Source organism: Pseudomonas sp. FR229a (genome assembly GCF_030209115.1).
Taxonomy (GTDB): domain Bacteria; phylum Pseudomonadota; class Gammaproteobacteria; order Pseudomonadales; family Pseudomonadaceae; genus Aquipseudomonas; species Aquipseudomonas moraviensis_A.
Window position 1 is genome coordinate 24479 of record NZ_JARVSP010000013.1, and the last position, 25123, is coordinate 49601.

Annotated in this window: 25 protein-coding genes; 14 read left to right on the plus strand and 11 right to left on the minus strand. The window is 61.2% G+C overall.

Features of this window, described 5'->3' with window-relative positions; translation table 11 throughout:
- Nucleotides 1-51 precede the first annotated feature (51 nt).
- From QRN33_RS11815 to QRN33_RS11850, 8 genes are all read right to left on the minus strand, one after another.
- On the minus strand, nucleotides 52-309 hold the full coding sequence (locus QRN33_RS11815) for a hypothetical protein (RefSeq protein WP_016775000.1): 258 nt from the start codon (nucleotides 307-309) through the stop codon (nucleotides 52-54).
- Nucleotides 306-518: a hypothetical protein gene (locus QRN33_RS11820; protein WP_042606783.1), complete on the minus strand. Its 213-nt coding sequence runs from the start codon at nucleotides 516-518 to the stop codon at nucleotides 306-308. The genes QRN33_RS11815 and QRN33_RS11820 overlap by 4 nt, the downstream gene beginning before the upstream one ends.
- A 257-nt stretch (nucleotides 519-775) precedes the next feature.
- Complete coding sequence (locus QRN33_RS11825; protein WP_016775003.1) at nucleotides 776-955, minus strand: hypothetical protein; 180 nt, start codon at nucleotides 953-955, stop codon at nucleotides 776-778.
- Between the two features lie 156 nt (nucleotides 956-1111).
- Entirely contained in the window at nucleotides 1112-2287 is a 1176-nt protein-coding gene (locus tag QRN33_RS11830) for a lactonase family protein (protein WP_285408706.1), read from the minus strand.
- Nucleotides 2274-2630: a DUF5629 family protein gene (locus QRN33_RS11835; RefSeq protein WP_285408707.1), complete on the minus strand. Its 357-nt coding sequence runs from the start codon at nucleotides 2628-2630 to the stop codon at nucleotides 2274-2276. Before QRN33_RS11835 ends, QRN33_RS11830 begins: the two co-directional genes overlap by 14 nt.
- A gap of 122 nt (nucleotides 2631-2752) precedes the next feature.
- Nucleotides 2753-4333 (minus strand): aldehyde dehydrogenase (NADP(+)), encoded by a 1581-nt coding sequence (locus tag QRN33_RS11840; RefSeq protein WP_285408708.1) that lies wholly within the window; start codon nucleotides 4331-4333, stop codon nucleotides 2753-2755.
- Between the two features lie 9 nt (nucleotides 4334-4342).
- Entirely contained in the window at nucleotides 4343-5335 is a 993-nt protein-coding gene (araD1, locus tag QRN33_RS11845; RefSeq protein WP_123419392.1) for an AraD1 family protein, read from the minus strand.
- 146 nt (nucleotides 5336-5481) lie between these two features.
- Nucleotides 5482-6804, minus strand: a complete 1323-nt coding sequence (locus QRN33_RS11850; protein ID WP_042606778.1) for an MFS transporter — start codon at nucleotides 6802-6804, stop codon at nucleotides 5482-5484.
- 192 nt (nucleotides 6805-6996) lie between these two features.
- Between QRN33_RS11850 and QRN33_RS11855 the strand changes: the two genes are divergently transcribed.
- Together QRN33_RS11855 and QRN33_RS11860 are read left to right on the plus strand one after the other, a co-directional pair.
- A complete protein-coding gene (locus tag QRN33_RS11855) occupies nucleotides 6997-8733 on the plus strand; it encodes an IlvD/Edd family dehydratase (RefSeq protein WP_042606777.1) in 1737 nt (578 codons plus the stop codon).
- Between the two features lie 185 nt (nucleotides 8734-8918).
- The gene (locus QRN33_RS11860; RefSeq protein ID WP_042606776.1) at nucleotides 8919-9638 is read left to right on the plus strand and encodes a FadR/GntR family transcriptional regulator; all 720 of its coding nucleotides are present in this window, start codon (nucleotides 8919-8921) and stop codon (nucleotides 9636-9638) included.
- A gap of 274 nt (nucleotides 9639-9912) precedes the next feature.
- Here the strand turns inward: QRN33_RS11860 and QRN33_RS11865 are convergent, their stop codons facing one another.
- Both QRN33_RS11865 and QRN33_RS11870 read right to left on the minus strand, forming a co-directional pair.
- Nucleotides 9913-12297: an efflux RND transporter permease subunit gene (locus tag QRN33_RS11865; RefSeq protein WP_042606775.1), complete on the minus strand. Its 2385-nt coding sequence runs from the start codon at nucleotides 12295-12297 to the stop codon at nucleotides 9913-9915.
- Nucleotides 12294-13337: a WD40/YVTN/BNR-like repeat-containing protein gene (locus tag QRN33_RS11870; RefSeq protein ID WP_064363440.1), complete on the minus strand. Its 1044-nt coding sequence runs from the start codon at nucleotides 13335-13337 to the stop codon at nucleotides 12294-12296. Before QRN33_RS11870 ends, QRN33_RS11865 begins: the two co-directional genes overlap by 4 nt.
- A 436-nt stretch (nucleotides 13338-13773) precedes the next feature.
- Between QRN33_RS11870 and QRN33_RS11875 the strand changes: the two genes are divergently transcribed.
- The 7 genes from QRN33_RS11875 (at nucleotide 13774) to QRN33_RS11905 (ending at nucleotide 19117) form a co-directional block, all read left to right on the plus strand.
- A complete protein-coding gene (locus QRN33_RS11875; RefSeq protein WP_007968626.1) occupies nucleotides 13774-14364 on the plus strand; it encodes an amino acid synthesis family protein in 591 nt (196 codons plus the stop codon).
- A gap of 32 nt (nucleotides 14365-14396) precedes the next feature.
- Nucleotides 14397-15230, plus strand: coding sequence for an alpha/beta fold hydrolase (locus tag QRN33_RS11880; RefSeq protein WP_064363441.1), 834 nt, complete (start codon nucleotides 14397-14399; stop codon nucleotides 15228-15230).
- Nucleotides 15227-16708 (plus strand): aldehyde dehydrogenase, encoded by a 1482-nt coding sequence (locus QRN33_RS11885; protein ID WP_285408709.1) that lies wholly within the window; start codon nucleotides 15227-15229, stop codon nucleotides 16706-16708. The genes QRN33_RS11880 and QRN33_RS11885 overlap by 4 nt, the downstream gene beginning before the upstream one ends.
- Nucleotides 16709-16720: 12 nt before the next feature.
- Entirely contained in the window at nucleotides 16721-17206 is a 486-nt protein-coding gene (locus QRN33_RS11890) for a flavin reductase family protein (protein WP_042606771.1), read from the plus strand.
- A 134-nt stretch (nucleotides 17207-17340) separates the two neighbouring features.
- Nucleotides 17341-17730: a carboxymuconolactone decarboxylase family protein gene (locus QRN33_RS11895; protein WP_024013190.1), complete on the plus strand. Its 390-nt coding sequence runs from the start codon at nucleotides 17341-17343 to the stop codon at nucleotides 17728-17730.
- A 57-nt stretch (nucleotides 17731-17787) separates the two neighbouring features.
- The gene (locus QRN33_RS11900) at nucleotides 17788-18552 is read left to right on the plus strand and encodes a GntR family transcriptional regulator (RefSeq protein ID WP_042606770.1); all 765 of its coding nucleotides are present in this window, start codon (nucleotides 17788-17790) and stop codon (nucleotides 18550-18552) included.
- A 1-nt stretch (nucleotide 18553) separates the two neighbouring features.
- Nucleotides 18554-19117: an NUDIX hydrolase gene (locus tag QRN33_RS11905; protein WP_042606769.1), complete on the plus strand. Its 564-nt coding sequence runs from the start codon at nucleotides 18554-18556 to the stop codon at nucleotides 19115-19117.
- Nucleotides 19118-19239: 122 nt separating this feature from the next.
- On the opposite strand, the gene QRN33_RS11910 is transcribed toward QRN33_RS11905, so the two are convergent.
- Complete coding sequence (locus QRN33_RS11910; RefSeq protein ID WP_285408710.1) at nucleotides 19240-19536, minus strand: DUF1330 domain-containing protein; 297 nt, start codon at nucleotides 19534-19536, stop codon at nucleotides 19240-19242.
- 68 nt (nucleotides 19537-19604) lie between these two features.
- On the opposite strand from QRN33_RS11910, the gene ribBA reads away from it, so the two are divergent.
- From ribBA to QRN33_RS11935, 5 genes are all read left to right on the plus strand, one after another.
- Complete coding sequence (gene ribBA / locus QRN33_RS11915; protein WP_016775017.1) at nucleotides 19605-20714, plus strand: bifunctional 3,4-dihydroxy-2-butanone-4-phosphate synthase/GTP cyclohydrolase II; 1110 nt, start codon at nucleotides 19605-19607, stop codon at nucleotides 20712-20714.
- Between the two features lie 322 nt (nucleotides 20715-21036).
- A complete protein-coding gene (locus QRN33_RS11920) occupies nucleotides 21037-22062 on the plus strand; it encodes an ABC transporter substrate-binding protein (protein WP_016775018.1) in 1026 nt (341 codons plus the stop codon).
- Nucleotides 22059-22964, plus strand: a complete 906-nt coding sequence (locus QRN33_RS11925; protein WP_285408831.1) for an ABC transporter permease — start codon at nucleotides 22059-22061, stop codon at nucleotides 22962-22964. Before QRN33_RS11920 ends, QRN33_RS11925 begins: the two co-directional genes overlap by 4 nt.
- Nucleotides 22965-22970: 6 nt before the next feature.
- A complete protein-coding gene (locus tag QRN33_RS11930; protein ID WP_047301679.1) occupies nucleotides 22971-23780 on the plus strand; it encodes an ABC transporter permease in 810 nt (269 codons plus the stop codon).
- Nucleotides 23781-23797: 17 nt separating this feature from the next.
- Nucleotides 23798-24952, plus strand: coding sequence for an ABC transporter ATP-binding protein (locus tag QRN33_RS11935; RefSeq protein ID WP_064363446.1), 1155 nt, complete (start codon nucleotides 23798-23800; stop codon nucleotides 24950-24952).
- Nucleotides 24953-25123: the final 171 nt, after the last annotated feature.

The following is a 25123-nucleotide window of genomic DNA, read 5'->3' on the forward strand; positions in this document are numbered from 1 at the left end:
ACACACCTGTGGCGAGGGAGCTTGCTCCCTCGCCACAATGGTCCGCGTTGCCTACGCCAGTGCTTGGCACATGCCCAGTGCCATGCAATCCACTTCAAACGGTCCGAGAAAATCCACTGCGACCTTGACCGGTGGATTGCCGGCCATCAGCCCCAGCGTGTTGGCGCGTTCGATGTTGTGCGCGATGTTGTGGTTGGCCTCTATGGCCCGGGCCAATCCGCCCACCGAGCCCTGGCCGAACCCCAGCAGTGAGGCGCCGTTGGTCATCAATGCCAGACTGGCGATGACCCAGAGTCTGTAGCCTTTCATGCGCCGCCGACTCCTGCGAGTTCGGCCCTGTCGACCATCGCGCTTTGCGAACGCAGTTCGAACTGGATGCCAGGGTGGGCGACGTCGATCGGGGCTTCGAAGCTGTGTTCCATCTGCGCGCCGATGCTGACGAACAGCACCACGGCCAGGTACAGACCGATGGCCAGATAGGCGCCGCGTTTGGCGGAAGTGAGGATTGCGCTGGCCATGGTGTTCTCCGTGGGCAAAGGTTTCGATGGCCACAGAATCAATCAAAAAAGCCGAGGCAACCACTCAGGGTTTGCCATAGTAAACATCAGCTTCGTTGATTATTTAGCCGCTCTATTTGCCGGCGAGAGAAAACCTATGAGTGGAGAACGCGTACGCGCGTAGGAGCTGTCGAAGGCTGCGATCTTTTGATTTTGCTTTTGAAAGACAAGATCAAGAGATCGCAGCCTTCGGCAGCTCCTACAAGGAGACGGGAATTTCAGGCTTGGGTTTTGTGATCCAGCGCGGCGTAGAAGTTGGCGCTTTGTTGCAGGTATTTCTGGGTGTAGCTCTGGGTGTGGGATTTTTTGCTGGCGATTTCGACGTTGGCACCGGCTGGCAATACCACGGTGGCAGAAATGGCGGAAGCGGCGATAACGGAGAAGAGATTGAAGTTCATGGCGGTAACCCTCGTGTTCGTTTGCATGTTTTGCCCGGTCGGGCTGTGAAACAAACGTAACGCTCGAGGGTTGTTCCCTTGAAATCTTTTGTAGCATTAGCCGTTATCAGTGCAATTAATACAACGATGCAGGCCCCGCAGACCGGGGCCTGTGGCTTATTGTCGCACTATAAATTTCAGATCGCTTGGCGCGTCGATCGGCAGTTTTTGCACGGTTTTGCCGAGCAGACCGGTCTTGGCATCGCGTTCGACGACGACAATCTGGTTGCTCTTCTGGTTGGCGATCAAGACGAATTTACCGCTCGGATCAAGGGCAAACTCGCGCGGGTGATCACCCTCGACCGAGCGTTTTTGCAGCTCTTTGAGCTGGCCGCTCGCCGGGTCGATGCTGAACACCAACAGTTGATTGGCCGTGCCACGGTTGCTCACGTAGAGAAACTTGCCATCAGCTGAAGCATGCAGCGCCGCGCCCGCCTTGTCCGAGGTTGGCTGGCCCGCGGCGAGATCGACGAGTTGCGTCTGGGTCAGGACGCCATCGTTGTAATCGAACACCGCAACCTGCGCGCTCATCTCCATGGTCAGCCAGGCGTGTTTGCCGTCGGCGCTGAACAGCAGATGACGCGGGCCACTGCCGGCCGGCAAGGCTACCGAAGCGGTTTTCGCCGGAGTCAGCGGCAGGTGCGGGTTGGTCTTCGGATCGTATTGATAGATGAAAACCTTGTCCGCGCCCAAGTCATTGGAGAACACGTAGCGACCGTCCGGCGAAGACACGGTCGAGTGCACGTGGTTGGAAGCCTGGCGCTCAGGGTTGACCCGACTGGCCGGGTGGCCGCTCATCTGCACCACCGGTTTCAGTTGACCGTCGGCATCGACCGGCAACACCGCCAGGGTGCCGCCCGGATCTTCCATCACCGAGTAGTTGCTGACGAACAGATGCTTGGCATCAGCACTGAGGCTGGAATGGGTCGGCTCGTTGCCCAGGCTCTGCACTTGATTGATCAGGCTCAGCGCATGGGTTTTCGGGTCGATGGCATAGCTGCTGACACGACCGACCGGATCGGTCTGGCCGGGGCCGTTTTCGTTGACCACGAACAGGCGTTTCTGGTCTTTCGAGAGTGTCAGCCACGATGGGTTTTCAGTCTTGACCACTTGCAGCGGCTTGGCATCGATCTGGCCGGTGGCGCTGTCGAACTGCATGCGGTAGATGCCCTGGCTGGAACCGGCGGTGTAGGAGCCGACCAGCAGCTGCAAGGTCTCGGCGCTGGCGCTGGACAGGCCCATCGCGCCGACGCTGCCGGCCATCAGCAGGGGCCAGAAGTTACGCATTTTCATTATCGTCATCCTCGTCGTCGCTGCTGCTGACTACGTCGCCGAGACACACCAGGCGATGCTCGCCCGTGGTCTTGGTGTCGCTGGCGAATCCGACGATCAGCCAGCTCTGCAGCGTCTCATCGAACGTCGCCGCCGCGACCTGCGCCGGGGTGAATTCCCAGTGCTTGGCTTCACGGCCATCGATGCATTCGATGTGCAGGTTATCGTCCTCGTCGAGGGCGAATTCGAAGGCGTGCAGGCCATCGATTTCGACCATACCGCAGTGTTCGAGGGCGTTGAGAAGGGTTTGGGCAGTCATGGCAAACAGTCTTTCTTTGGGGGGAAAGGGCCAATGATAGCTCATTGTCGAAACAGTCCCCTTGTAGGAGTGAGCCTGCTCGCGATAGCGGTGGGTCTCCAGCAGAGATGCTGAATTTAAGACCGCAATCGCGAGCAGGCTCACTCCTACAGGGGTTGTGGTTGGCTTTAGATCGCCTCACGCGATGGCTTGCCATCCACCAGGCGCTGGATACGCAGCGGGTTGGCGTTTTTCAGTGGCTCGGGCAGCAAGCTGTCCGGGTAGTTCTGGAAGCACACCGGGCGCAGGAAGCGATCGATCGCCAGCGTACCCACCGACGTGCCGCGCACATCGGACGTCGCCGGGTATGGCCCGCCGTGCACCATCGAATCGCACACTTCCACACCGGTCGGATAACCGTTGAGCAGGATGCGCCCGACCTTTTGCTCCAGCAGCGGCGTCAGCTCGGCGAACTGCTCGAAGTCGGACGGTTCGCCGATGATCGTCGCGGTCAGTTGACCGTGCAGGCCATGCAGCGCCGCGCTGAGTTGGGCCTGATCGGCCACTTCAACGATGACCGTGGTCGGACCGAACACTTCTTCCTGCAGCACTTCGTCACCGTCGATCAACAGACTGACATCGGCTTTGAACAATTGCGGCTGCGCCTGATTGCCCTGCTGCGGATTACCGGCCAGATGCTCGATGCCGCTGTGCGCCAGGAGTTTTTCCAGACCTTTGCCATAGCTGCCGAGGGTGCCGGCATTGAGCATGGTTTGCGCCGGTTGATCGCCGATTGCAGCAGCGACTTGTTGGACAAACGCGCTGAACTGCGGCGAGCGGATACCGATCACCAGACCCGGGTTGGTACAGAACTGACCACAGCCCTGCACCACCGAAGCGGTGAGGTCTCGCGCAACGGTTTCCGAACGCGTGGCCAGCGCCTGTGGCAGCACGATCACCGGGTTGATGCTCGACATCTCGGCAAACACCGGGATCGGTTGCGGACGTGCAGCGGCCATGTCGCACAAGGCGCGACCGCCCTTCAGCGAGCCAGTGAAACCAACGGCCTGAATCGCCGGATGCTTGACCAGCCATTCGCCGACGCCGCCACCGTAGATCATGTTGAACACGCCGGCGGGCATGCCGGTTTTTTCCGCTGCACGAATGATCGCGTCGGCGACCAGTTCAGCGGTGGCCATGTGGCCGCTGTGGGCCTTGAACACCACCGGGCAACCGGCGGCCAGTGCCGCTGCCGTGTCGCCGCCAGCGGTGGAGAACGCCAGCGGGAAGTTGCTCGCGCCGAACACCGCGACCGGGCCGAGGCCGATGCGGTATTGGCGCAGATCCGGACGTGGCAGCGGCTGACGATCGGGCAATGCCAGATCGATGCGCGCGCCGTAGAAGTCACCGCGACGCAGGACTTTGGCGAACAAACGCATCTGGCCGCTGGTGCGACCGCGCTCGCCCTGAATGCGTCCGGCCGGCAACGCGGTTTCACGGCAGACCACGGCGACGAAATCATCGCCAAGGGCGTCGAGCTCATCGGCGACCGCATCAAGGAACTGCGCGCGGCGTTCGGCGCTGAGGCTGCGATACGTCGGGTAGGCCGCAGCGGCGGCTTTGGCAGCGGCGTCGACTTCTTCCGCCGTGGCCTGAATGAAATCGTGCGGCAGGGCCTCGCCAGTGCTGGCGTCGACCGAGTGCAGTTTGACGCTGCCGGCGGCGCTGCGCTGACCGCCGATGTAGTTGTGACCGAGAATCTGAGTCATGGGATCTCCTTAAAGGGTGCCGATGCTGTCCGGTTCAAAAGCCGCCTGGACCGGTGCGATACCGTTGACCAGCGGCGCGCCGAAGTCGGCCTGGCTGATCTCGAACGTGTCGCCCGGCTGGGTACGGATGCCGTCGGCAAAGGACAAAGTCGCAGTGCCGAAAAAGTGAATGTGCACGTCGCCCGGACGCAGGAACTGACTGTATTTGAAGTGGTGGTATTCGAGGTTCGCCAGGCTGTGGCACATGTTGGCCTCGCCGCTGAGGAACTCGTTTTGCCAGAGCACTTCGCCGTCACGCAGGATTCGGCTGGTGCCGGCAAGGTGTTGAGGCAATTCACCGGTGCGAAGTTCCGGGCCATAACTGCAACTGCGCAATTTCGAGTGCGCGAGGTAGAGGTAATTCTTGCGTTCCATGACGTGGTCGGAGAACTCGTTGCCCACCGCGAAACCGAGGCGATACGGCTTGCCGTCGTTGCCGATGATGTACAGGCCGGCCATCTCCGGCTCTTCACCGGCGTCTTCGGCAAACGGCGGCAGCGGGAACGGCTGCCCCGGACGCACGACGATGCTGCCGTCGCCCTTGTAGAACCACTCCGGTTGCACACCGGCCTGCCCCGCCGCCGGTTTGCCGCCCTCCACGCCCCACTTGAAAATGCGCATGGTGTCGGTCATTGCCGCTTCGTCGCCGGCCTGCTGGTGCATCTTGTCGCGGGCCGAAGCGCTGCCCAGGTGAGTCAGGCCGGTACCGCTGACCAGCATGTGCGCCGGGTCCGGGTGATCCAGTGGCGGCAGGATGCGCAGGTCTTTGAGCAACTGCGCGTAGTCGTGACTTGCGCCAAGGCCGAGGGTCTGCACTTGCTGCTCAAGCGAGCCACCGGCCTCGATCGCGGCCAGGGCCAGATCACGGACACTGCGCGCGTCCTGGACTTCGCGGACCTGACCGTTGTCGACCACGCCGACCCGACGCTCGCCGTTGGATAATTCGAATTGAACCAGATGCATGATTTTCTCCTGTGTTATTCGAAACACCGCAGCCCCGTTGTAGGAGTGAGCCTGCTCGCGATAGCGGTGTGTCAGTTGGGAAATTTTTTCGCTGATACACCGCCATCGCGAGCAGGCTCACTCCTACAGGGGGTGGTGCCAGCCCGTCACGTGCGGGTCGCACCACGGGCACTCGCAGCGAACTGGTCGACGGGCAGCACATGCTTGCGTTCCAGAACGCGATAGACGATGCCCGTCAGAATCAGCCCGAACACCATCACGCCCGAAAGGAAGTACAGCCCCGAAGCCAGATTGCCGGTGTATTCCTTCAATGCGCCGATCACGAACGGCCCGATGTAACCGCCGAGGTTGCCGACCGAGTTGATCAGGGCAATCCCCGCCGCGGCACTGGCACCGGCGAAGAAGCGCCCGGGCAGAGTCCAGAAAACGGCTGTGCACGAGAACAGCGCGAACGCCACCAGACACAGCGCCGCCAGTTGCGCCACGGGCATCGACAGCCAGGCGCTGAGGAACAGGCCCAGTGCACCGAGTACATAGAGCACCGCCAAGTGACCGTAGCGATCGTTCAGGCGGTCGGAACTGCGCGGAATGATCAGCAGCCCGATGATCCCGAAAATGTACGGCACCGAAGAAACGAAACCGGTGACCAGATCGCTGCCGCCGAATTGTTTGATCAGCGTCGGCAGCCACAGGCCGAGGCCATAAATGCTCAGGGTCACTGGCAGATAAAACAGCGCCAGCAGCAACACGCGTTTGTCTTTCAGCGCGTGCAGAGGATTGCCGTGACGGGTCTGGCCGTACTCCTGCAGATCCTTTTTCAGTTCGCCGGTCAGCCAGTCTTTTTCCGCCTGATCCATCCATTTCACTTGCTGCGGACCGTCCGGCAGCCAGCGCAGCACCGGCCAGGTCAGCAGGATCGCCGGGGTGCCGATGACGATGAACAGCCACTGCCAGCCGTGCAGACCAAGGATGCCGTCCATGCCCAGCAAGCCACCGGACACGGGACCGGTGATCATCATCGCGATTGGTTGCGACAGGATGAACAGGCCGAGGATCTTGCCGCGATGGCGCACCGGGAACCACTGGGTGATGTAGTACAGCACGCCGGGGAAGAAGCCCGCTTCGGCCGCGCCGAGCAGAAAGCGCATCACATAGAAGCTGTGCGGCCCTTGCACGAAGGCCATGCCGATGGTGATCGCGCCCCAGGTGATCATGATCCGCGCAAACCAGCGCCGCGCGCCGAAGCGTTCGAGCATCAGGTTGCTGGGAATCTCGAGAAGGAAGTAACCAATGAAGAACAGCCCGGCGCCCAGGCCATAGGCCGCATCGCCGATGCCGATGTCGGCGCCCATGTGCAGCTTGGCAAAGCCGACGGCGGAGCGATCCACATAGGCGATCAGGTACAGCAGGATCAGGAAGGGAATCAGTTTCAGTGTGATGCGCCGGACAAGCCGCAGTTCCTGGCTCATGAGATCGGTCTCCGATTGTTGTTTTTATAGAACCTCGGGGGACGCCTCTCGCCAAAACAGCCAGGGCCTTCCCTCCGTCGAAAACGACTATATAGTAATACTAATTACCCAACAACACTTCCAAAGCGCCGATTTTGCGCTTAGATTAAGCGTCAGCTCGCAAACAATAGTCTTACAATAAGAGAAACGATCATGTCTGATAAGAAACCCACCCTGCGCTCCGCCCAATGGTTTGGCACGGCCGACAAGAACGGCTTCATGTACCGCAGCTGGATGAAGAATCAGGGCATCGCCGACCATCAGTTCCACGGCAAGCCGATCATCGGCATCTGCAACACCTGGTCGGAACTGACTCCGTGCAACGCGCACTTCCGCCAGATCGCGGAGCACGTCAAACGCGGGGTGATCGAGGCCGGTGGTTTTCCGGTGGAATTCCCGGTGTTCTCCAACGGCGAATCGAACCTGCGCCCGACCGCCATGCTTACCCGCAACCTGGCGAGCATGGACGTTGAAGAAGCGATTCGCGGCAACCCGATCGACGGCGTCGTGCTGCTCACCGGTTGCGACAAAACCACCCCGGCACTGTTGATGGGCGCGGCCAGTTGCGACGTACCGGCCATCGTCGTCACCGGCGGGCCGATGCTCAACGGTAAGCACAAGGGCAAGGACATCGGCTCCGGCACTGTCGTGTGGCAGCTCAGCGAACAGGTCAAGGCCGGCACCATCACCATCGACGATTTCCTCGCAGCCGAAGGCGGCATGTCGCGTTCGGCGGGCACCTGCAACACCATGGGCACCGCGTCGACCATGGCCTGCATGGCTGAAGCACTGGGCACTTCCCTTCCGCACAACGCCGCGATTCCGGCGGTGGATGCGCGGCGTTATGTATTGGCCCACATGTCTGGCATGCGCGCGGTGGAGATGGTTCGCGAAGACTTGAAACTGTCGAAGATCCTGACCAAGGAAGCCTTCGAAAACGCCATTCGCGTCAACGCTGCCATCGGCGGTTCGACCAACGCCGTGATCCACTTGAAAGCCATTGCCGGGCGCATTGGCGTCGAGCTGGATCTGGACGACTGGACCCGCATCGGTCGCGGCATGCCGACTATCGTCGACCTGCAACCGTCCGGGCGTTTCCTAATGGAAGAGTTCTACTACGCCGGTGGTTTGCCAGCGGTGCTGCGTCGCCTCGGTGAAGCCAATCTGATCCCTAACCCGAATGCCTTGACGGTCAACGGCAAATCCATCGGCGAGAACACCAGGGACGCGCCGATCTATGGCGAGGACGAGGTGATCCGCACCCTCGACAATCCGATTCGCGCTGACGGTGGCATCTGCGTGTTGCGCGGCAATCTGGCGCCGCTGGGTGCGGTGCTCAAGCCGTCCGCCGCTAGCGCTGAACTGATGCAGCATCGCGGGCGCGCCGTGGTGTTCGAGAACTTCGACATGTACAAGGCGCGGATCAACGATCCAGAGCTGGACGTCGATAAGGATTCGATTCTGGTGATGAAGAACTGCGGACCAAAGGGTTATCCGGGCATGGCCGAAGTCGGCAACATGGGCTTGCCGGCCAAGCTGTTGGCGCAAGGCGTGACCGACATGGTGCGGATTTCTGATGCCCGTATGAGCGGCACGGCGTACGGCACGGTGGTTTTGCACGTTGCACCTGAAGCCGCAGCGGGCGGGCCTTTGGCGGCGGTGCAGGAAGGCGACTGGATCGAACTCGATTGCGCCAGCGGCCGTTTGCACCTGGACATTCCCGACGCTGAACTGGCGGCGCGCATGGCGGATCTGCAAGCGCCGCAGCAATTGCTGGTGGGTGGTTATCGTCAGCTGTACATCGACCACGTGCTGCAGGCGGATCAGGGTTGCGACTTTGACTTCCTGGTGGGTTGCCGAGGGGCCGAGGTACCGCGCCACTCCCATTAACACAGCCACTCCCTGTAGGAGTGAGCCTGCTCGCGATGGCAATCTGTCAGTTGACAACTCTGGTGACTGACACACCGCAATCGCGAGCAGGCTCACTCCTACATTTGCTATGCATCAGCCTCAAGAATGCCGCACGCCTGCTATGATGCGCGGCATCTCCATCGCTCAGGATCGCGCCACTCCCCATGGATTACCGCAAACCTTCCGACCGCAAAAGCATGCACTCGCGCATCGTCCAGGAACTGGGCATGCAGATCGTCTCCGGACGCTTTTTGCCCGACGACAAACTGCCCGCCGAAGCCCTGCTCTGCGAGGAGTACGCGGTCAGTCGGCCGGTGTTGCGCGAAGCCACGCGGGTGCTGGTGGCCAAGGGGCTGGTGTATTCCAGGCCACGGGTGGGCACGGTGGTCAAGGCCCGTCGCGAGTGGCACATGCTCGACCCGGACGTGCTGCACTGGTTGATGCAAAGCAGCCCGCAGAATGAATTCTTCAACGTGCTGACCAGCGTGCGCAGCATCATCGAACCGGCCGCCGCCGCCCTCGCCGCCCAGCATGCGACGGATGCCGACATCGCCGCGATCAACGAAGCCTACCAACGCATGGAAGCCGCTCCGACCCCGGAAGCGCTGTTGCAGCCGGATCTGGACTTCCACAGCCGCATCGCCGATGCGACGCACAATGACCTGCTGGCGAACCTGTGCAACATGTTGGCAGTGGCGATTGCCGAGGCGTTGAAGCATTCCAATCAGCGGCCGAATCTGCATGAATTGGCGTTGCCGAGGCACAAGGCGATTCTGACCGCCATCGAGAACCGCGATGCGCTCGGGGCCCGGCATGCGACGCTGGTGCAGCTGGATGATGCGCGCAGTGCGTTGAGTGTGGTGCTTGGCGCTGAGCTCTCTTAAGGCTTGAGACCGCTTGCCCTCACCCTAGCCCTCTCCCAAGGGGAGAGGGGACCGACCGGGTTGTGCTTCGTTATACATCGACCTGAAAAACCGAGTCGATTATGGATTCACAGCAGGGCGCTCAGGTCGGCGTAAATCTCTAATATCCCCCAATCAGTCCCCTCTCCCTCCGGGAGAGGGCTAGGGTGAGGGGCTCTTGATCTTGACCTTGATCTTCGTCCACAAAAAAGCCGCAACCCTCAAGGTTGCGGCTTTGTCATTTCAGCCTTTCAGATCAATGGGCAAACAGCGAATTGCCCTTCTGCCCCGCCAGTTTCTCCGGCTTGATCAGGAACTTCGCCAACGCTGGCAGCAGCCACAGTGCGCCGAACATGTTCCACAGCAGCATGAAGGTCAGCATCAGGCCCATGTCGGCCTGGAACTTGATCGCCGAGAAGATCCAGGTGCACACGCCGATCGCCAGGCACAAACCGGTGAACAGCACGGCTTTACCGGTAGATTTCAGTGTCTGGTAATAAGCTTCCTGCAACGGCAACCCGGCACGCAGGAAACTTTCCAGGCGGCTGTAGATGTAGATGCCGTAGTCCACGCCGATCCCCACGCCCAGCGCGACCACTGGCAGCGTCGCGACTTTCACGCCGATGCCCATGAACGCCATCAGCGCGTTGCCGAGCACCGAGGTCAGCACCAGCGGCAAGACGATGCACAAGGTCGCCGCCCATGAGCGGAAGGTGATCATGCACATCACCGCAACGCAGATGTACACCAGAATCAGGATGGTCAGCTCAGCCTGCTTGATGACTTCGTTGGTGGCGGCTTCGATCCCGGCGTTACCGGCGGCGAGGATGAATTCCAGGCCGTCCTTGTTGTTTTCCTTGGCGAACTCCTGCACCGCTTGCACAGCGCGGTCGAGGGTTTCGGCCTTGTGGTCGTTGAGGAACACCAGCACCGGCGCCAGCGAGCAACTGTTGTTGTACAGGCCGTCGGCGCGGGCGATCGAGTTGTTCAGCACGTCCGGGTTGCGCGACAGGGTTTCCCATTTCAGGTTGCCCTCGTTCATGCCCTTGATCATCTGCTTGGACACGGTCACCAGCGAGATCGCCGACTGCACGCCCTCGGTGTTCTGCATCTTCCACATCAACTGATCGATCGGCGCCATGGCTTCGTAGCGCGAGCAGCCTTCGGCCTTGGTCTTGACCATCACCACCAGTACGTCAGAGCTGGTGGAGTAATTGCTGATGATGAAGTTGTTGTCCTTGTTGTAGCGCGAGTCCGGACGCAGTTCCGGCGCACCCTGGTCGAGGTCGCCGATTTTCAGGTTCTGGCTGTACCAGAGGCCGCCACCGAAGGCGATCAGCGCCAGGGCAACCGAGATCGGCGCGACTTTGGGGCTGGCGAAGTTCGACAGCAGGCGCCAGAACGGATGTTCGCGGTTGGCGTCCTTCTTGCTCTTGGCAATCGCACGCTTGCTGATGCCGACATAGGAAATCGCCACCGGCAGCAGGATCAGGTTGGTGAACACGATCACCGCAACGCCGATGGACGCGCCGATGGCCAGTTCACGGATCACGCCGATGTCGATGATCAGCAGGGTGATGAAGCCCACCGCATCGGCGAGAATTGCGATCATCCCCGGCAGGAACAACTGCCGGAAGGTGCGCCGCGCAGCGGTCAGGGCGTTATCGGCCTCGCTGGACTGCAGGGCGATACCGTTGATTTTCTGCACGCCGTGGGAAATGCCGATGGCGAAAATCAGGAACGGCACCAGCATCGAATACGGGTCGAGCCCGAAGCCGAAGAAGTGCATCAACCCGAGCTGCCAGACCACCGCCACCAGCGTCGTACTCAACACGGCGATGGTGCTGCGCAGGCAGTTGGTGAACCACAACAGCAAAATCAGGGTGATGACGAAGGCGACACCGAAGAACAGCACCACCATCACCAGACCGTCGATCAGGTCGCCGACCTTCTTGGCGAAACCGACGATATGGATCTTGATGTTGGGGTTCTGCGCTTCGAACTTGTTGCGGATCTTGTCTTCGAGCTCATGGGAGAACTGGCGATAGTCCAGCGCCAGCAGCTTGCCCTGATCCTGCGGGTCCGGGTAGGCCTCCAGCAGCGGGATGTCGACGATGCTCGACTTGAAATCGTTGGCCACCAGACGCCCGACCTGACCGGACTTGAGCACATTGTTACGCAGCAGGTCGAGGCTGTCCTGGGAGCCGTTGTAGCTCTGCGGAATCACTTCACCGCCGGCGAAACCCTCTTCGGTCACTTCGGTCCAGCGCACGCTCGGGCTCCACAGCGACTTCAGCCCGGAACGGTCGACGCCGGAAATGTAGAACACCTCGTCGTTGATCTGGCGCAGGGTCTCCATGTACTCCTTGGAGAAGATGTCGCCGTCGGTGGCTTCCACCGAAATACGCACCGTGTTACCGAGGTTCGCCAGATCGTTGCGGTGCTCCATCATCTTTTCGATGAAGGGATGCTGCAGCGGGATCATTTTTTCGAAACTGGTCGACGGCCGGATCAGCGTCGCCTGCCAGAACAGGAAAATGCTCACCACCAGGCAGATCAGGATCACGGCCGGGCGGTTGTTGAAGATCAGGCGCTCGAGAACCGTCGCCTTTTCCTGCTGAGGAGTGATCAAGGAAGTCATAGCCCCGCCTTCTTGTTATTGGTCTCGGCACCGTTTGGCTGGGTGATGTGCAAACCACCCTGCCCGGTCAGAATCAGGTTGCCGTTGCCGGCGGCGGTGACCGACGACAGCGAAATGCGATCCGGGCGGTTGAACACGCTGAAGGTTTCGCCATTGTCACTGCTGCTGATCACCGAACCGCCGTTGCCGACGATGACGATCGAGCCGTCTTCCAGCAGCGTGCCGCCGGACAGACCAAACTCCAGCGCACCGCGGGCGGCTTTGAGTTCGACCTGCTCCCAGTTGCTGCCGAAATCGGTGGAGCGATAGAGGTTGCCGCGCAAGCCGTACGCCAGCAGGGTCTGCGGCTGCGCTGTGCCGATCACGCCGAACAATGAACCTTCGTACGGGCCTTCGAGTTTTTCCCAGGTCTGGCCGTCATCGGCGGAGCGGAACATGCTGCCGGACTCACCAACGATGAACAGCCCGGCGTCTTTCACAGAGGCGATGGCGTTGAGGTGGAACTGGTCTTCGTTGTCGAGGCGATCACTGACGTCTTCCCAGTGTTTGCCGCCATCGGTGGTTTCCAGCAGCGTGCCATAGGCGCCCACAGCAAAGCCGCTGCTGGCGTCCTTGAACCAGACGTCGAGCAGCGGCGATTCCCGTGCAAGGTCTTCGAATTGCTTGGTCCAGGTCAGACCGCCGTCTGCGCTGGCGAGGATCTGTGCGTCGTGGCCGACCGCCCAGCCGTTTTTGTCGTCGACGAAATACACGGCGGTAAGCAACTGGCGAGTCGGCACCTTGGCCTGGGTCCAGGTCTTGCCCTGGTCATCGGAATAGACGATGTGCCCGCGATCACCGACCGCGACCAGGCGCGCGCCGGCGTGGACAACATCGAGAATCAGGCTCTTTGCGGCCTTGGCCGATTCGGTGGCATAGACCACGTCGGCCGGGGCCTCGGCGGCAATCACAGGCGCCGATAACGTGGCAAAGCCAAGCAGCGAGAGAGCTGTGACCAGCAACGCGGTGTTGCGTAACGCCGGCGGGCGGCAACGACTCATAGACCTTCCCCTATTTATTATTGTTGGGCCATCGGGCCTTCAAGGGCGCCGCAAGGGTGCTCGACTACTGGCAGTTCAGAAGCATCCTCCTGAAACCCGCAATCCAGAGCCCCTTCGGAAGCTGGCTCATCCTATCGGGCTTTGCAAATGTCTGACAATCGGCGCCACGTTATCTTTTGTTAACCGCATCGCCGCTGATTTCCCGTGTAGGAGTGAGCCTGCTCGCGATGGCGGTGTTTCAGTCAGCAAATCATTGGCTGACAGTCCCCTATCGCGAGCAGGCTCACTCCTACAAGGGATCGTGGGGGCTGGGAATTTGAATACATGACCATTCGCCGGGGTGATGAGGCAAATCTCGTCAGGGGGACTTGCAGGATCGGTATTATGGTATACCATCAGACGCACAGACACTCTCAATCCCCCAACGGAGCAGCTCATGAGTTTCGAAATTCGCAAGATCGTCAGCTATGTCGAAGAAACCTTCATCGAAGGCGGCAAGGCTACTGACAAGCCGGTGACCATGGTCGGCCTTGCCGTGGTGATGAAGAACCCTTGGGTGGGCAACGGTTTTGTCGAAGACCTCAAGCCGCAGATCCGCGCCAACTGCTCCGACCTCGGCGCCATGATGGTCGAGCGTCTGGTCGGCATCATCGGCGGTGCCGAGAAGATCGAGGCCTACGGCAAAGCGGCGGTGGTCGGCGCTGACGGCGAGATCGAGCACGCGTCGGCGGTGATCCACACCCTGCGCTTCGGCAACCACTACCGCGAAGCAGTGAAAGCCAAGAGCTACCTGAGCTTCACCAACAAGCGCGGCGGTCCGGGCACGTCGATTCAGATCCCGATGATGCACAAGGACGACGAAGGCCTGCGTTCGCACTACATCACCCTGGAAATGCAGATCGAAGACGCGCCGCGTGCCGACGAAATCGTCGTGGTGCTGGGTTGCGCCGACGGTGGCCGCCTGCACCCGCGAATCGGCAACCGCTACATCGATCTGGAAGAACTGGCCGCCGAAAAAGCCCAGTAATCACAACAAGAAAGGCATTGCAGGAGCGCTCCATGATTCGGCTCACCGCTGAACTCACCCCGGCTGGCACCAGTTACCTGGCGACCGGCCAAGGCCAGCCCGTGGTCTTGATCCACGGCGTGGGCCTGAATAAAGAAATGTGGGGCGGGCAGATTGTCGGCCTCGCCAGCCAGTACCAGGTGATCGCCTACGACATGCTCGGCCACGGCGCCAGCCCGCGCCCGGCCAGCGGCACCGACCTGCTTGGTTACGCTGATCAACTGCTCGAGCTGCTCGAGCACCTGAATCTGCCCCAGGCCGCGGTGATCGGTTTCTCCATGGGCGGCCTGGTCGCGCGGGCCTTTGCCCTGCATTACCCGGAGCGCCTGCAAAGCCTGGTGGTATTGAACAGCGTGTTCAACCGCAGCGAAGAACAGCGTGCCGGCGTTATTGCCCGCACGGCGCAGGCCGCCGAGCATGGCCCGGACGCCAATGCCGAAGCCGCGCTGTCACGCTGGTTCAGCCGTGAATATCAGGCAGCCAACCCGGCGCAGATCGCCGCGTTGCGTCAGACACTGGCCAACAACGATCCGCAGGGTTACCTGACCACCTACGAATTGTTCGCCACCCAGGACATGTACCGCGCCGACGACCTGAGCAGCATTCAGGCGCCGACGCTGATCGCCACCGGCGAACTCGACCCCGGCTCGACCCCGGAAATGGCCGAGCAACTGGCCCGACGCATCCCCGGCGCGAAGGTTGCCGTGCTGCCCGAGCAACGGCATATGATGCCGGTAGAGTCGCCGCGTCTGGTCAACCAGATGCTGCTGGAATTCCTTCAATTCGCACACTCCCGACAAAACCATATAAAGGGGATCGTTGCATGACACTCGCACGCTTCCAGATGTGCATCGGCGGAGATTGGGTCGACGCCCTCTCCGGCAAGACCTTCGAAAGCCTCAACCCGGCCTCCGCGCAGGCCTGGGCGGAACTGCCCGACGCCGATGAAGCGGACGTCGAACGCGCCGTGCAAGCGGCGCAGACCGCTTTCGACAGCCCGGCGTGGCGTGGCCTCACTGCCACCGCGCGGGGCAAGTTGCTGCGTCGCCTCGGCGACCTGATCGCAGAAAACAAGGAACACCTGGCGCAGCTGGAAAGCCGCGACAACGGCAAGCTGATCCGCGAAACCCGTGGCCAGGTCACCTACCTGCCGGAGTTCTTCCACTACACCGCAGGCCTGGCCGACAAGCTTGAGGGCGGCACCCTGCCGCTGGACAAGCCCGACCTGTTTGCCTACACCGTGCACGAAGCCATGGGTGTGGTCGCCGCAATCATTCCGTGGAACAGCCCGCTGTACCTGACCGCGATCAAACTGGCCCCGGCCCTCGCCGCCGGCAACACCATTGTGATCAAGCCGTCCGAACACGCCTCGGCAACCATTCTCGAGCTGGCGCGTCTGGCCCTCGAAGCCGGGATTCCGCCCGGCGTGGTCAACGTCGTCACCGGTTACGGCCCTAGCACCGGCGCCGCCCTCACCCGCCATCCGCTGATCCGCAAGATTGCCTTCACGGGCGGCGCGGCCACGGCACGGCATGTGGTGCGCAGCAGCGCCGAAAACTTCGCCAAGCTGTCGCTGGAACTGGGCGGCAAGTCGCCGAATATCATTTTTGCCGACGCCGATCTCGACAGTGCGATCAACGGCGCGATTGCCGGGATTTACGCGGCGTCCGGGCAGAGCTGCGTGTCCGGTTCGCGTTTGCTGGTGCAGGACGAAATCTACGACGAATTCGTCAATCGTCTGGTCGAACGCGCCCAGCGCATCCGCATCGGCAACCCGCAGGAAGACCATAGCGAGATGGGCCCGATGGCCACCGCGCAGCAACTGGCGGTGGTCGAAGGGCTGGTCGCCGATGCGATTGCCGAAGGCGCGCGTTTGCGCACCGGCGGCAAGCGTCCGGCGGATCTCGGCGAAGGCTGGTTCTATGAGCCGACGCTGTTCGAATGCGACCGTAATTCGATGAAGATCATGCAGGAAGAAGTGTTCGGCCCGGTGGCGTCGGTGATTCGTTTCAAAGACGAAGCCGAAGCGCTGGCGATCGCCAACGACTCGCAGTTCGGCCTCGCCGCCGGCATCTGGACCCGTGACCTGGGCCGCGCCCACCGGCTGGCGCGCGATGTGCGCTCAGGAATTATCTGGGTCAACACTTACCGCGCAGTGTCGGCGATGGCGCCGATCGGCGGTTTCAAGAACAGTGGCTATGGACGCGAAAGCGGCATCGACTCGGTGCTGGCCTACACCGAACTGAAAACGGTGTGGATCAACCTCTCCCAGGCGCCAATGCCTGATCCGTTTGTGATGCGCTAGGAGTCCTGCGAAATGATCGAACCCGGCATTTACAAAGACGTCATGAGCTCGTTCCCGTCCGGCGTCACGGTGGTCACCACCCTCGACCCGGATGGCGGCATCGTCGGCATTACCGCCAGCGCGTTCAGCGCGCTGTCGATCGACCCGGCGCTGGTGCTGTTCTGCCCCAACTACGCCTCCGACACTTACCCGGTGCTGCGCGACAGCAAGAAATTCGCTATCCACTTGCTCTCCGCCGAACAGACCGCCGAAGCCTACGCGTTCGCCGGCAAGGGCAAGGAAAAGGCCAAGGGCATCGAGTGGCATTTGAGCGATTTGGGTAACCCGATCCTGGCCAAGGCGACGGCAATCATCGAGTGCGAGTTGTGGCGTGAGTACGACGGTGGTGATCACGCAATCATCGTCGGCGCGGTGAAGAACCTGATCCTGCCCGAGCAACCGGTGACACCGATGATTTACCACAAGGGCAAGCTCGGCGCGTTGCCTACCTTGACCTGACGGATTCACACAAATCCCCTGTGTAGGAGCTGCCGAAGGCTGCGATCTTTTGACTTTGATGTTTAAAAGCAAGATCAAAAGATCGCAGCCTTCGGCAGCTCCTACACCAGGGTTTTGTGGTGACTGGAGGAATAATGAGTAACGAAAAGTACGAAAAAGGCCTGCAGATCCGTACGCAGGTATTGGGCGAAGCTTACGTGCAACGTTCGATAGAGAACGCCGACGATTTCACCCGTCCGCTGCAGGAAATGGTCACCGAATACTGCTGGGGCCATGTCTGGGGTCGCGAAGGTCTGTCGCTCAAGGAGCGCAGCATGATCAACCTGGCGATGATCTCGGCGCTCAACCGCCCGCACGAACTCAAGCTGCATGTGCGTGGTGCCTTGCGTAACGGCCTGAGTCGTGAGCAAATACGCGAAATTCTGCTTCAGGTCGGCATTTATTGCGGCGTTCCGGCGGCCGTGGACAGTTTCCGGCTGGCCCGTGAAGCCTTTGCCGAAGCCGACGCCGAGGCCTCCAGTTAACCCTCGGCTGTTTTGATGCCCGTCTGGGATGGACAGCCAAGCTCAAGAGCGGACCCCATGAAACGCCAGCCACTCGACGACAGCTTCAAGGTCAATCGCAACCCCGTTACCCTGCGCGAAATCGTGCTGGACAAACTGCGTAGCGCGATCATGAATTTCCAGCTCATGCCAGGTGATCGCCTGGTCGAACGCGACCTGTGTGATCGCCTCGGTGTCAGCCGCACTTCGGTGCGCGAAGCCCTGCGTCACCTTGAGTCCGAAGGCCTGGTGGAATTCGCCGACGCCAAAGGCCCGCGTGTGGCGATCATCACCCTCGCCGATGCCGTCGATATCTACGAATTGCGTTGCGTGCTCGAAGGTCTGATCGTGCAGTTGTTCACCCTGCGCGCCAAAGCCAAGGACATCAAGGCCCTGGAAAAGGCCCTCGATGACAACCGCAAGGCGTTGAAGGACGGCGAGTTGCAACAGGTGATCGACTCGGTGCAGGGCTTCTACGACGTGCTGCTGGAAGGCTCGGGCAACCATGTCGCTGCCACCCAGTTGCGCCAGTTGCAGGCGCGCATCAGCTACCTGCGCGCGACCTCGGTGTCCCAGGAAAACCGCCGCGGCGCGAGTAACCACGAGATGGAAAAAATGGTCGAGGCGATCAAGAGCGGTGATCCGCTGGCGGCGCATCAGGCCTGTGTCGATCACGTCCGCGCGGCCGCTGCCGTGGCCCTCGATTACCTCAAGCGCAAGCAGGAAGAAACCGGCGTCGCCGTCAAGGGCACCCCGGCGATCACCCTGCCGATCGCGCTGAAAGAACCGCGCATAGGTCAATGACATGTTCAGCCCGAGCTTTTGCCCGAAATGCGGTGGCCCTGACCTCGGTCAGCAGACGCCGCCGGGCGATACGCACGAGCGCCTGATGTGCCGCGGCTGCGGCTATATCCACTACGTCAATCCGAAGATCATTGCCGGCTGCATCATCGAGCAGGACGGCAAATACCTCTTGTGCCAACGGGCGATCCCGCCGCGCCCGGGCACCTGGACCCTGCCCGCCGGTTTCATGGAAAGCTTTGAGACCACCGAGCAGGCGGCGCTGCGTGAAGTCTGGGAAGAAAGCGGCGTGCGCGCGGAAATCGTCTCGCCGTACTCGATCTTCAGCGTGCCGAAGATCAGCGAGGTGTACATCATCTTCCGCGCCATTGCCCTGGAGATCACCGGGCAGTACGGGCCGGAAACCATGGATTACAAGTTCTTCGCCCCTGAAGACATTCCGTGGGAGCAGATCTACTACCCCGCAATCCGGCAGATTCTCGAGCGCTATATCGAAGAGCGCCAGGCCGGGGTGTACGGGATTTACATGGGCAATGATGACAGCGGCAAGATTCATTTCATGCGCTGACAACGCTTCGCTTTCTGTAGGAGTGAGCCTGCTCGCGATAGCGGTGTATCAGCTAGAGAATTGCTGACTGATACACCGCTATCGCGAGCAGGCTCACTCCTACAGGGGTTTGGCGGTGTTGCCTAAACTGGGGCGACGCCTTCGACGATGATGATCTCCGCCCTCGCCCATTCCTCGCGGTAACTTTTCGCTTCCTGATACGCCGCCGAGCGGTAGCAGGCCACGGCCTGCTCGTAGCTCTCGAACTCGATGATCACCGTGCGCTGCGGCGTCTGCCGGCCTTCCAGCGCTTCGCTGCGCCCGCCTCTGGCGACAAACTTCCCGCCGAATGCGGCAATCGCCTGCGGGGTGCGCTGGGTGTAATGGCTGTAGTGCTCGGCATCGGCTATATCCACGTGTGCAATCCAGTACGCCTTCATAGTGACCTCTTTGTTGATTTTGTATTATGGTATACCAATATATTTCCAACGAACCCTGAGAGTCCAGCATGGCCTTCAACAGCATCGAAGAAATCATCGAAGATTATCGCCTCGGCAAAATGGTCCTGCTGGTCGATGACGAAGACCGCGAGAACGAAGGCGACCTGCTGCTGGCCGCCGATCGCTGCACGCCGGAGGCAATCAGTTTCATGGCTCGCGAAGCGCGCGGGCTGATCTGCCTGACCCTCACCGACGAACATTGCCAGCGTCTGGGCCTGGAGCAAATGGTACCCGCTAACGGCAGCGTGTTCAGCACGGCGTTTACCGTGTCGATCGAAGCGGCGGTTGGCGTGACCACCGGCATCTCCGCGGCGGATCGTGCCTGCACCGTTGCCGCCGCCGTCGCGCCGAATGCCCGCGCCGAAGACCTGGTGCAGCCCGGTCACATCTTCCCGTTGCGCGCCAAGGAAGGTGGCGTGCTGACCCGCGCCGGGCATACCGAGGCCGGCTGCGATCTGGCGCGCCTCGCCGGTTTCACCCCGGCCTCGGTGATCGTCGAAGTGATGAACGACGACGGCACCATGGCCCGCCGCCCGGATCTGGAGCAGTTCGCACGCAAGCACGGGATCAAGATCGGCACCATCGCCGACCTGATCCACTACCGCCTGAGCACCGAGCACACCATCGAACGCATCGGCGAACGTGAGCTGCCGACGGTGCATGGCACGTTCCGTTTGATCACCTTCGAAGACCGCATTGAAGGCGGCGTGCACATGGCGATGGTCATGGGCGACTTGCGTCGCGAAGAGCCGACGCTGGTGCGCGTGCACGTGATCGATCCGCTGCGCGATCTGGTCGGTGCCGAGTACAGCGGGCCGACGAACTGGACGCTGTGGGCGGCGCTGCAACGGGTCGCGGCGGAAGGTCATGGGGTTGTGGTGGTGCTGGCCAACCATGAATCGTCGCAGGCGTTGCTGGAGCGCGTGCCGCAACTGACCCAGCCGCCGAGGCAGTTCAGCCGCTCGCAGTCGCGGATCTATTCCGAAGTCGGGACCGGGGCGCAGATTCTGCAGAATCTGGGGGTTGGCAAGCTGCGGCACCTCGGGCCACCGCTGAAGTATGCGGGGTTGACCGGGTATGACCTTGAGGTGGTTGAGAGCATCCCTTTCACCGAATAACTTTCGTCGAGCACGAATCCAAATGTAGGAGTGAGCCTGCTCGCGATAGCGGTGTGACATTCAGCAATGATGTTGACTGACACACCGCTATCGCGAGCAGGCTCACTCCTACAAGGGGTTTGCATTTCAGATCCATTTCTTCGAACCACAAAAAAGGACAGCTGCCAGATAACCGGTAAGGCAAAGTGCTTGCACAAAGCTTGGAATACCATAATATGATATTCCATAGACCGGGCGACCTGAAAAACCGTCCAGCTACTGCTCCCGACAGGCGGGCAACAACGCAAGGCCCGCTCAAAAACACAACAATGAGGGCGTGAACATGGTGTTGAACAAAGCTGCAACCGCGATCTTTTTCGCGGGACTGCTCAGCGTTACCGGCCAAGCTGCAATGGCTGCCGAAAGCGTGAATTTTGTCAGTTGGGGCGGTAGCACCCAGGATGCGCAGAAACAGGCCTGGGCCGATCCGTTCAGCAAGGCCAGCGGCATCACCGTCGTGCAGGACGGGCCGACCGACTACGGCAAACTCAAGGCCATGGTCGAAAGCGGCAACGTGCAGTGGGACGTGGTCGATGTCGAAGCCGATTTCGCCCTGCGCGCCGCTGCCGAAGGCCTGCTCGAACCCCTCGATTTCAAAGTGATCCAGCGCGACAGGATCGACCCGCGCTTCGTCAGCGATCACGGCGTTGGTTCGTTCTTCTTCTCCTTCGTCCTCGGCTACAACGAGGGCAAGCTCGGCGCCAACAAGCCGCAGGACTGGAGCGCGCTGTTCGACACCAAGACCTACCCGGGCAAACGCGCCCTGTACAAATGGCCAAGCCCCGGCGTGCTCGAACTGGCGCTGCTGGCCGATGGCGTCGCGGCTGACAAGCTCTACCCGCTGGACCTGGATCGCGCTTTCAAGAAACTCGACACCATCAAGAAGGACATCGTCTGGTGGGGCGGCGGCGCGCAGTCGCAGCAACTGCTGGCGTCTGGTGAAGCGAGCATGGGCCAGTTCTGGAACGGTCGCGTCCACGCTTTGCAGGAAGACGGCGCACCGGTTGGCGTGAGCTGGAAACAGAACCTGGTCATGGCCGACATTCTGGTCATCCCCAAAGGCTCGAAGAACAAGGACGCGGCGATGAAATTCCTCGCCAACGCCAGCAGCGCCAAGGGCCAAGCCGATTTCTCTAATCTGACCGCCTACGCCCCGGTCAACCTCGACAGTGTGGAGCGTCTGGATTCGACGCTGGCGCCCAACCTGCCGACGGCTTACGCCAAGGATCAGATCACCCTTGATTTCGCATACTGGGCCAAGAACGGTCCGGCTATCGCGACACGGTGGAACGAATGGCTGGTCAAATGAAAATCGCGGCCACTGCGCCCCGTCCCACTGCCACCGGGAGCGCCACGGGCGCTACCGGCTCGGCCTTCAAACAACGCTGGCGCGGCGCTGGCAACCTCGTCCCGGCGCTGTTGTTTCTCGGCCTGTTCTTCCTCGCGCCGCTGATTGGTTTGCTGCTGCGCGGGGTGCTGGAACCGGTGCCTGGCCTTGGCAACTACGAACAACTGTTCGCCAACTCGGCCTATGCGCGGGTGCTGCTCAATACCTTTTCGGTGGCCGGGCTGGTGACGCTGTTCAGCCTGCTGCTGGGCTTTCCGCTGGCCTGGGCGATCACCCTGGTGCCACGTGGCTGGGGGCGCTGGATCCTCAACATCGTGCTGCTGTCGATGTGGACCAGCCTGCTCGCCCGCACCTATTCGTGGCTGGTGCTGTTGCAAGCCTCGGGGGTGATCAACAAGGCGCTGATGGCCATGGGCATCATCGATCAGCCGCTGGAAATGGTGCACAACCTGACCGGCGTGGTGATCGGCATGAGCTACATCATGATTCCGTTCATCGTGCTGCCGTTGCAGGCGACCATGCAGGCCATCGACCCGATGATCCTGCAGGCCGGTTCGATCTGCGGCGCGAGTCCGTGGACCAACTTCTTCCGGGTGTTCCTGCCGCTGTGTCGGCCGGGTCTGGCCTCGGGCGGTCTGATGGTGTTCGTGATGTCGCTCGGTTACTACGTCACCCCGGCGCTGCTTGGCGGGGCGCAGAACATGATGCTGCCGGAGTTCATCATTCAGCAGGTGCAGTCTTTCCTCAACTGGGGCCTGGCCAGTGCCGGCGCTGCGTTGCTGATCGCAATCACCCTGGTGCTGTTCTACTTCTACCTGAAGCTTCAGCCGGAATCTCCGGTTGGCGCCAGTAACGCGAGGTAAGCCGACATGCTCCTGACTCCCAATGCCATGAGCCGGCGCATGCGCTTCGGCTTGTATGCAACCACCGGGCTGATCGGTCTGTTCCTGCTGTTGCCGATCGTGTTCATCGTGCTGCTGTCGTTCGGCTCCTCGCAGTGGCTGGTGTTCCCGCCGCCGGGCTGGACGCTGAAATGGTACGGCCAGTTCTTCTCCAATCCCGACTGGATGAACGCCGCTGCCGCCAGTCTCAAGGTTGCCGTGCTGACCACCATTTGTGCTGTGGCACTCGGATTACCGACGGCGTTTGCGCTGGTGCGTGGACGCTTTCCCGGACGCGAGATGTTGTACGGCCTGTTCACCCTGCCGATGATCGTGCCGCTGGTGATCATTGCCGTGGCGGTGTACGCGCTGTTTCTCAAGCTCGGCTACACCGGGACGATGTTCGCTTTCGTCGTCAGCCATGTGATCGTTGCGCTGCCGTTCACCATCATCTCGATCATCAACTCGCTGAAGCTGTTCGATCAGTCGATTGAAGACGCCGCCGTGATCTGCGGTGCCTCGCGCTTGCAGGCGGTGTTCAAGGTGACATTCCCGGCGATCCGTCCGGGCATGGTCGCCGGCGCTCTCTTCGCCTTTCTCGTTTCGTGGGACGAAGTGGTGCTCAGCGTAATGATGGCCAGTCCCACCCTGCAAACCCTTCCCGTGAAAATGTGGACCACCCTGCGCCAGGACCTGACCCCGGTGATCGCCGTCGCTTCGACGCTGCTGATCGGCTTGTCTGTTTTGGTCATGGTGATCGCCGCCGCCCTGCGCCGGCGCAACCAAATCAGCGCCTGAGCGCCCAGGAGTACGACATGAGTGCCGTGATCAAAGACGCATCCCAGCAGAACGACAAACCCCTGGTCAGCCTGCGCAACCTGAACAAGCACTACGGCGATTTTGCGGCCGTCGACAATATCTCGCTGGACATCAAGGACGGTGAATTCCTCACCTTCCTCGGCTCCAGCGGCTCGGGAAAAAGCACGACGCTGTCGATGCTCGCCGGCTTTGAAACACCGAGCAGCGGCGAGATCCTCGTCAATGGCCAGTCGCTGGTCAACGTGCCGCCGCACAAACGCGACATCGGCATGGTCTTCCAGCGCTATTCGCTGTTCCCGCACCTGTCGGTGCGCGACAACATCGCCTTCCCATTGGCGATTCGCAAACTGGCAGCGGCCGAGCGCGAAAAACGCGTCGATGCAATGTTGAAACTGGTGCAGCTCGAACAGTTCGCCCATCGCCGCCCTTCGCAACTGTCCGGCGGTCAGCAACAACGTGTCGCCATCGCCCGGGCGCTGGTTTACGAGCCGCGCATTCTGCTGATGGACGAACCACTGGGCGCGCTGGACAAGAAGCTGCGCGAGGATTTGCAGGATGAACTGCGCCAGCTGCACCGCCGCCTGGGCATCACCATCGTCTACGTGACCCACGACCAGGAAGAAGCCATGCGTCTGTCGCAACGCATCGCGATTTTCAGCCACGGCAAGATCGTCGGTCTGGGCAGTGGTTATGACCTCTATCAGAATCCGCCGAATGCGTTTGTCGCGTCGTTTCTGGGTAACTCGAACTTCCTCAAGCTCAAGGCGCAAGGCAATGCAGCGGCAAGTTTCGAGGGGCAGTCGTTGTCGATTCGGCTGACGGCGGGCTTGCACACCGATCAGGATGTGCTGCTGATGGTGCGGCCGGAAAAGGCCTTGGCGCTGAGCACGCAGCAAGCGCTGGATGAGCCGCTGGCGGCGGGTTGGAATGAGGTTTCGGCGAACGTTGTGGAGGTGCTGTTTCTCGGTGAGAGCCAGACCTGCAGCGTGGTGACTGCGGGCGGGACGTCGATGACGGTGAAAGCCCTGTCGGCAGCAGGCATGCCACTCAAGGCCGGGGATCCGGTGCGAGTGCGCTGGGCTACGGCGGATGCGTGCGTTTATACCGAGTGGACCGAGAGCGATTTGAACAAGGCCGCAGGTGCCCACTGATTGCGCTGGGTCAGTTGGATCTCCCCCCTCACCCCAGCCCTCTCCTCCAGGGGGGCGAGGGGGAAAGGGAGCCGATCTTCATGCTGTTCAAATGCAAGATCGACTCGGTATCGCACCTCGGCGTATCTCGCAACAACACCTCGGTCAGTCCCCTCTCCCTCTGGGAGAGGG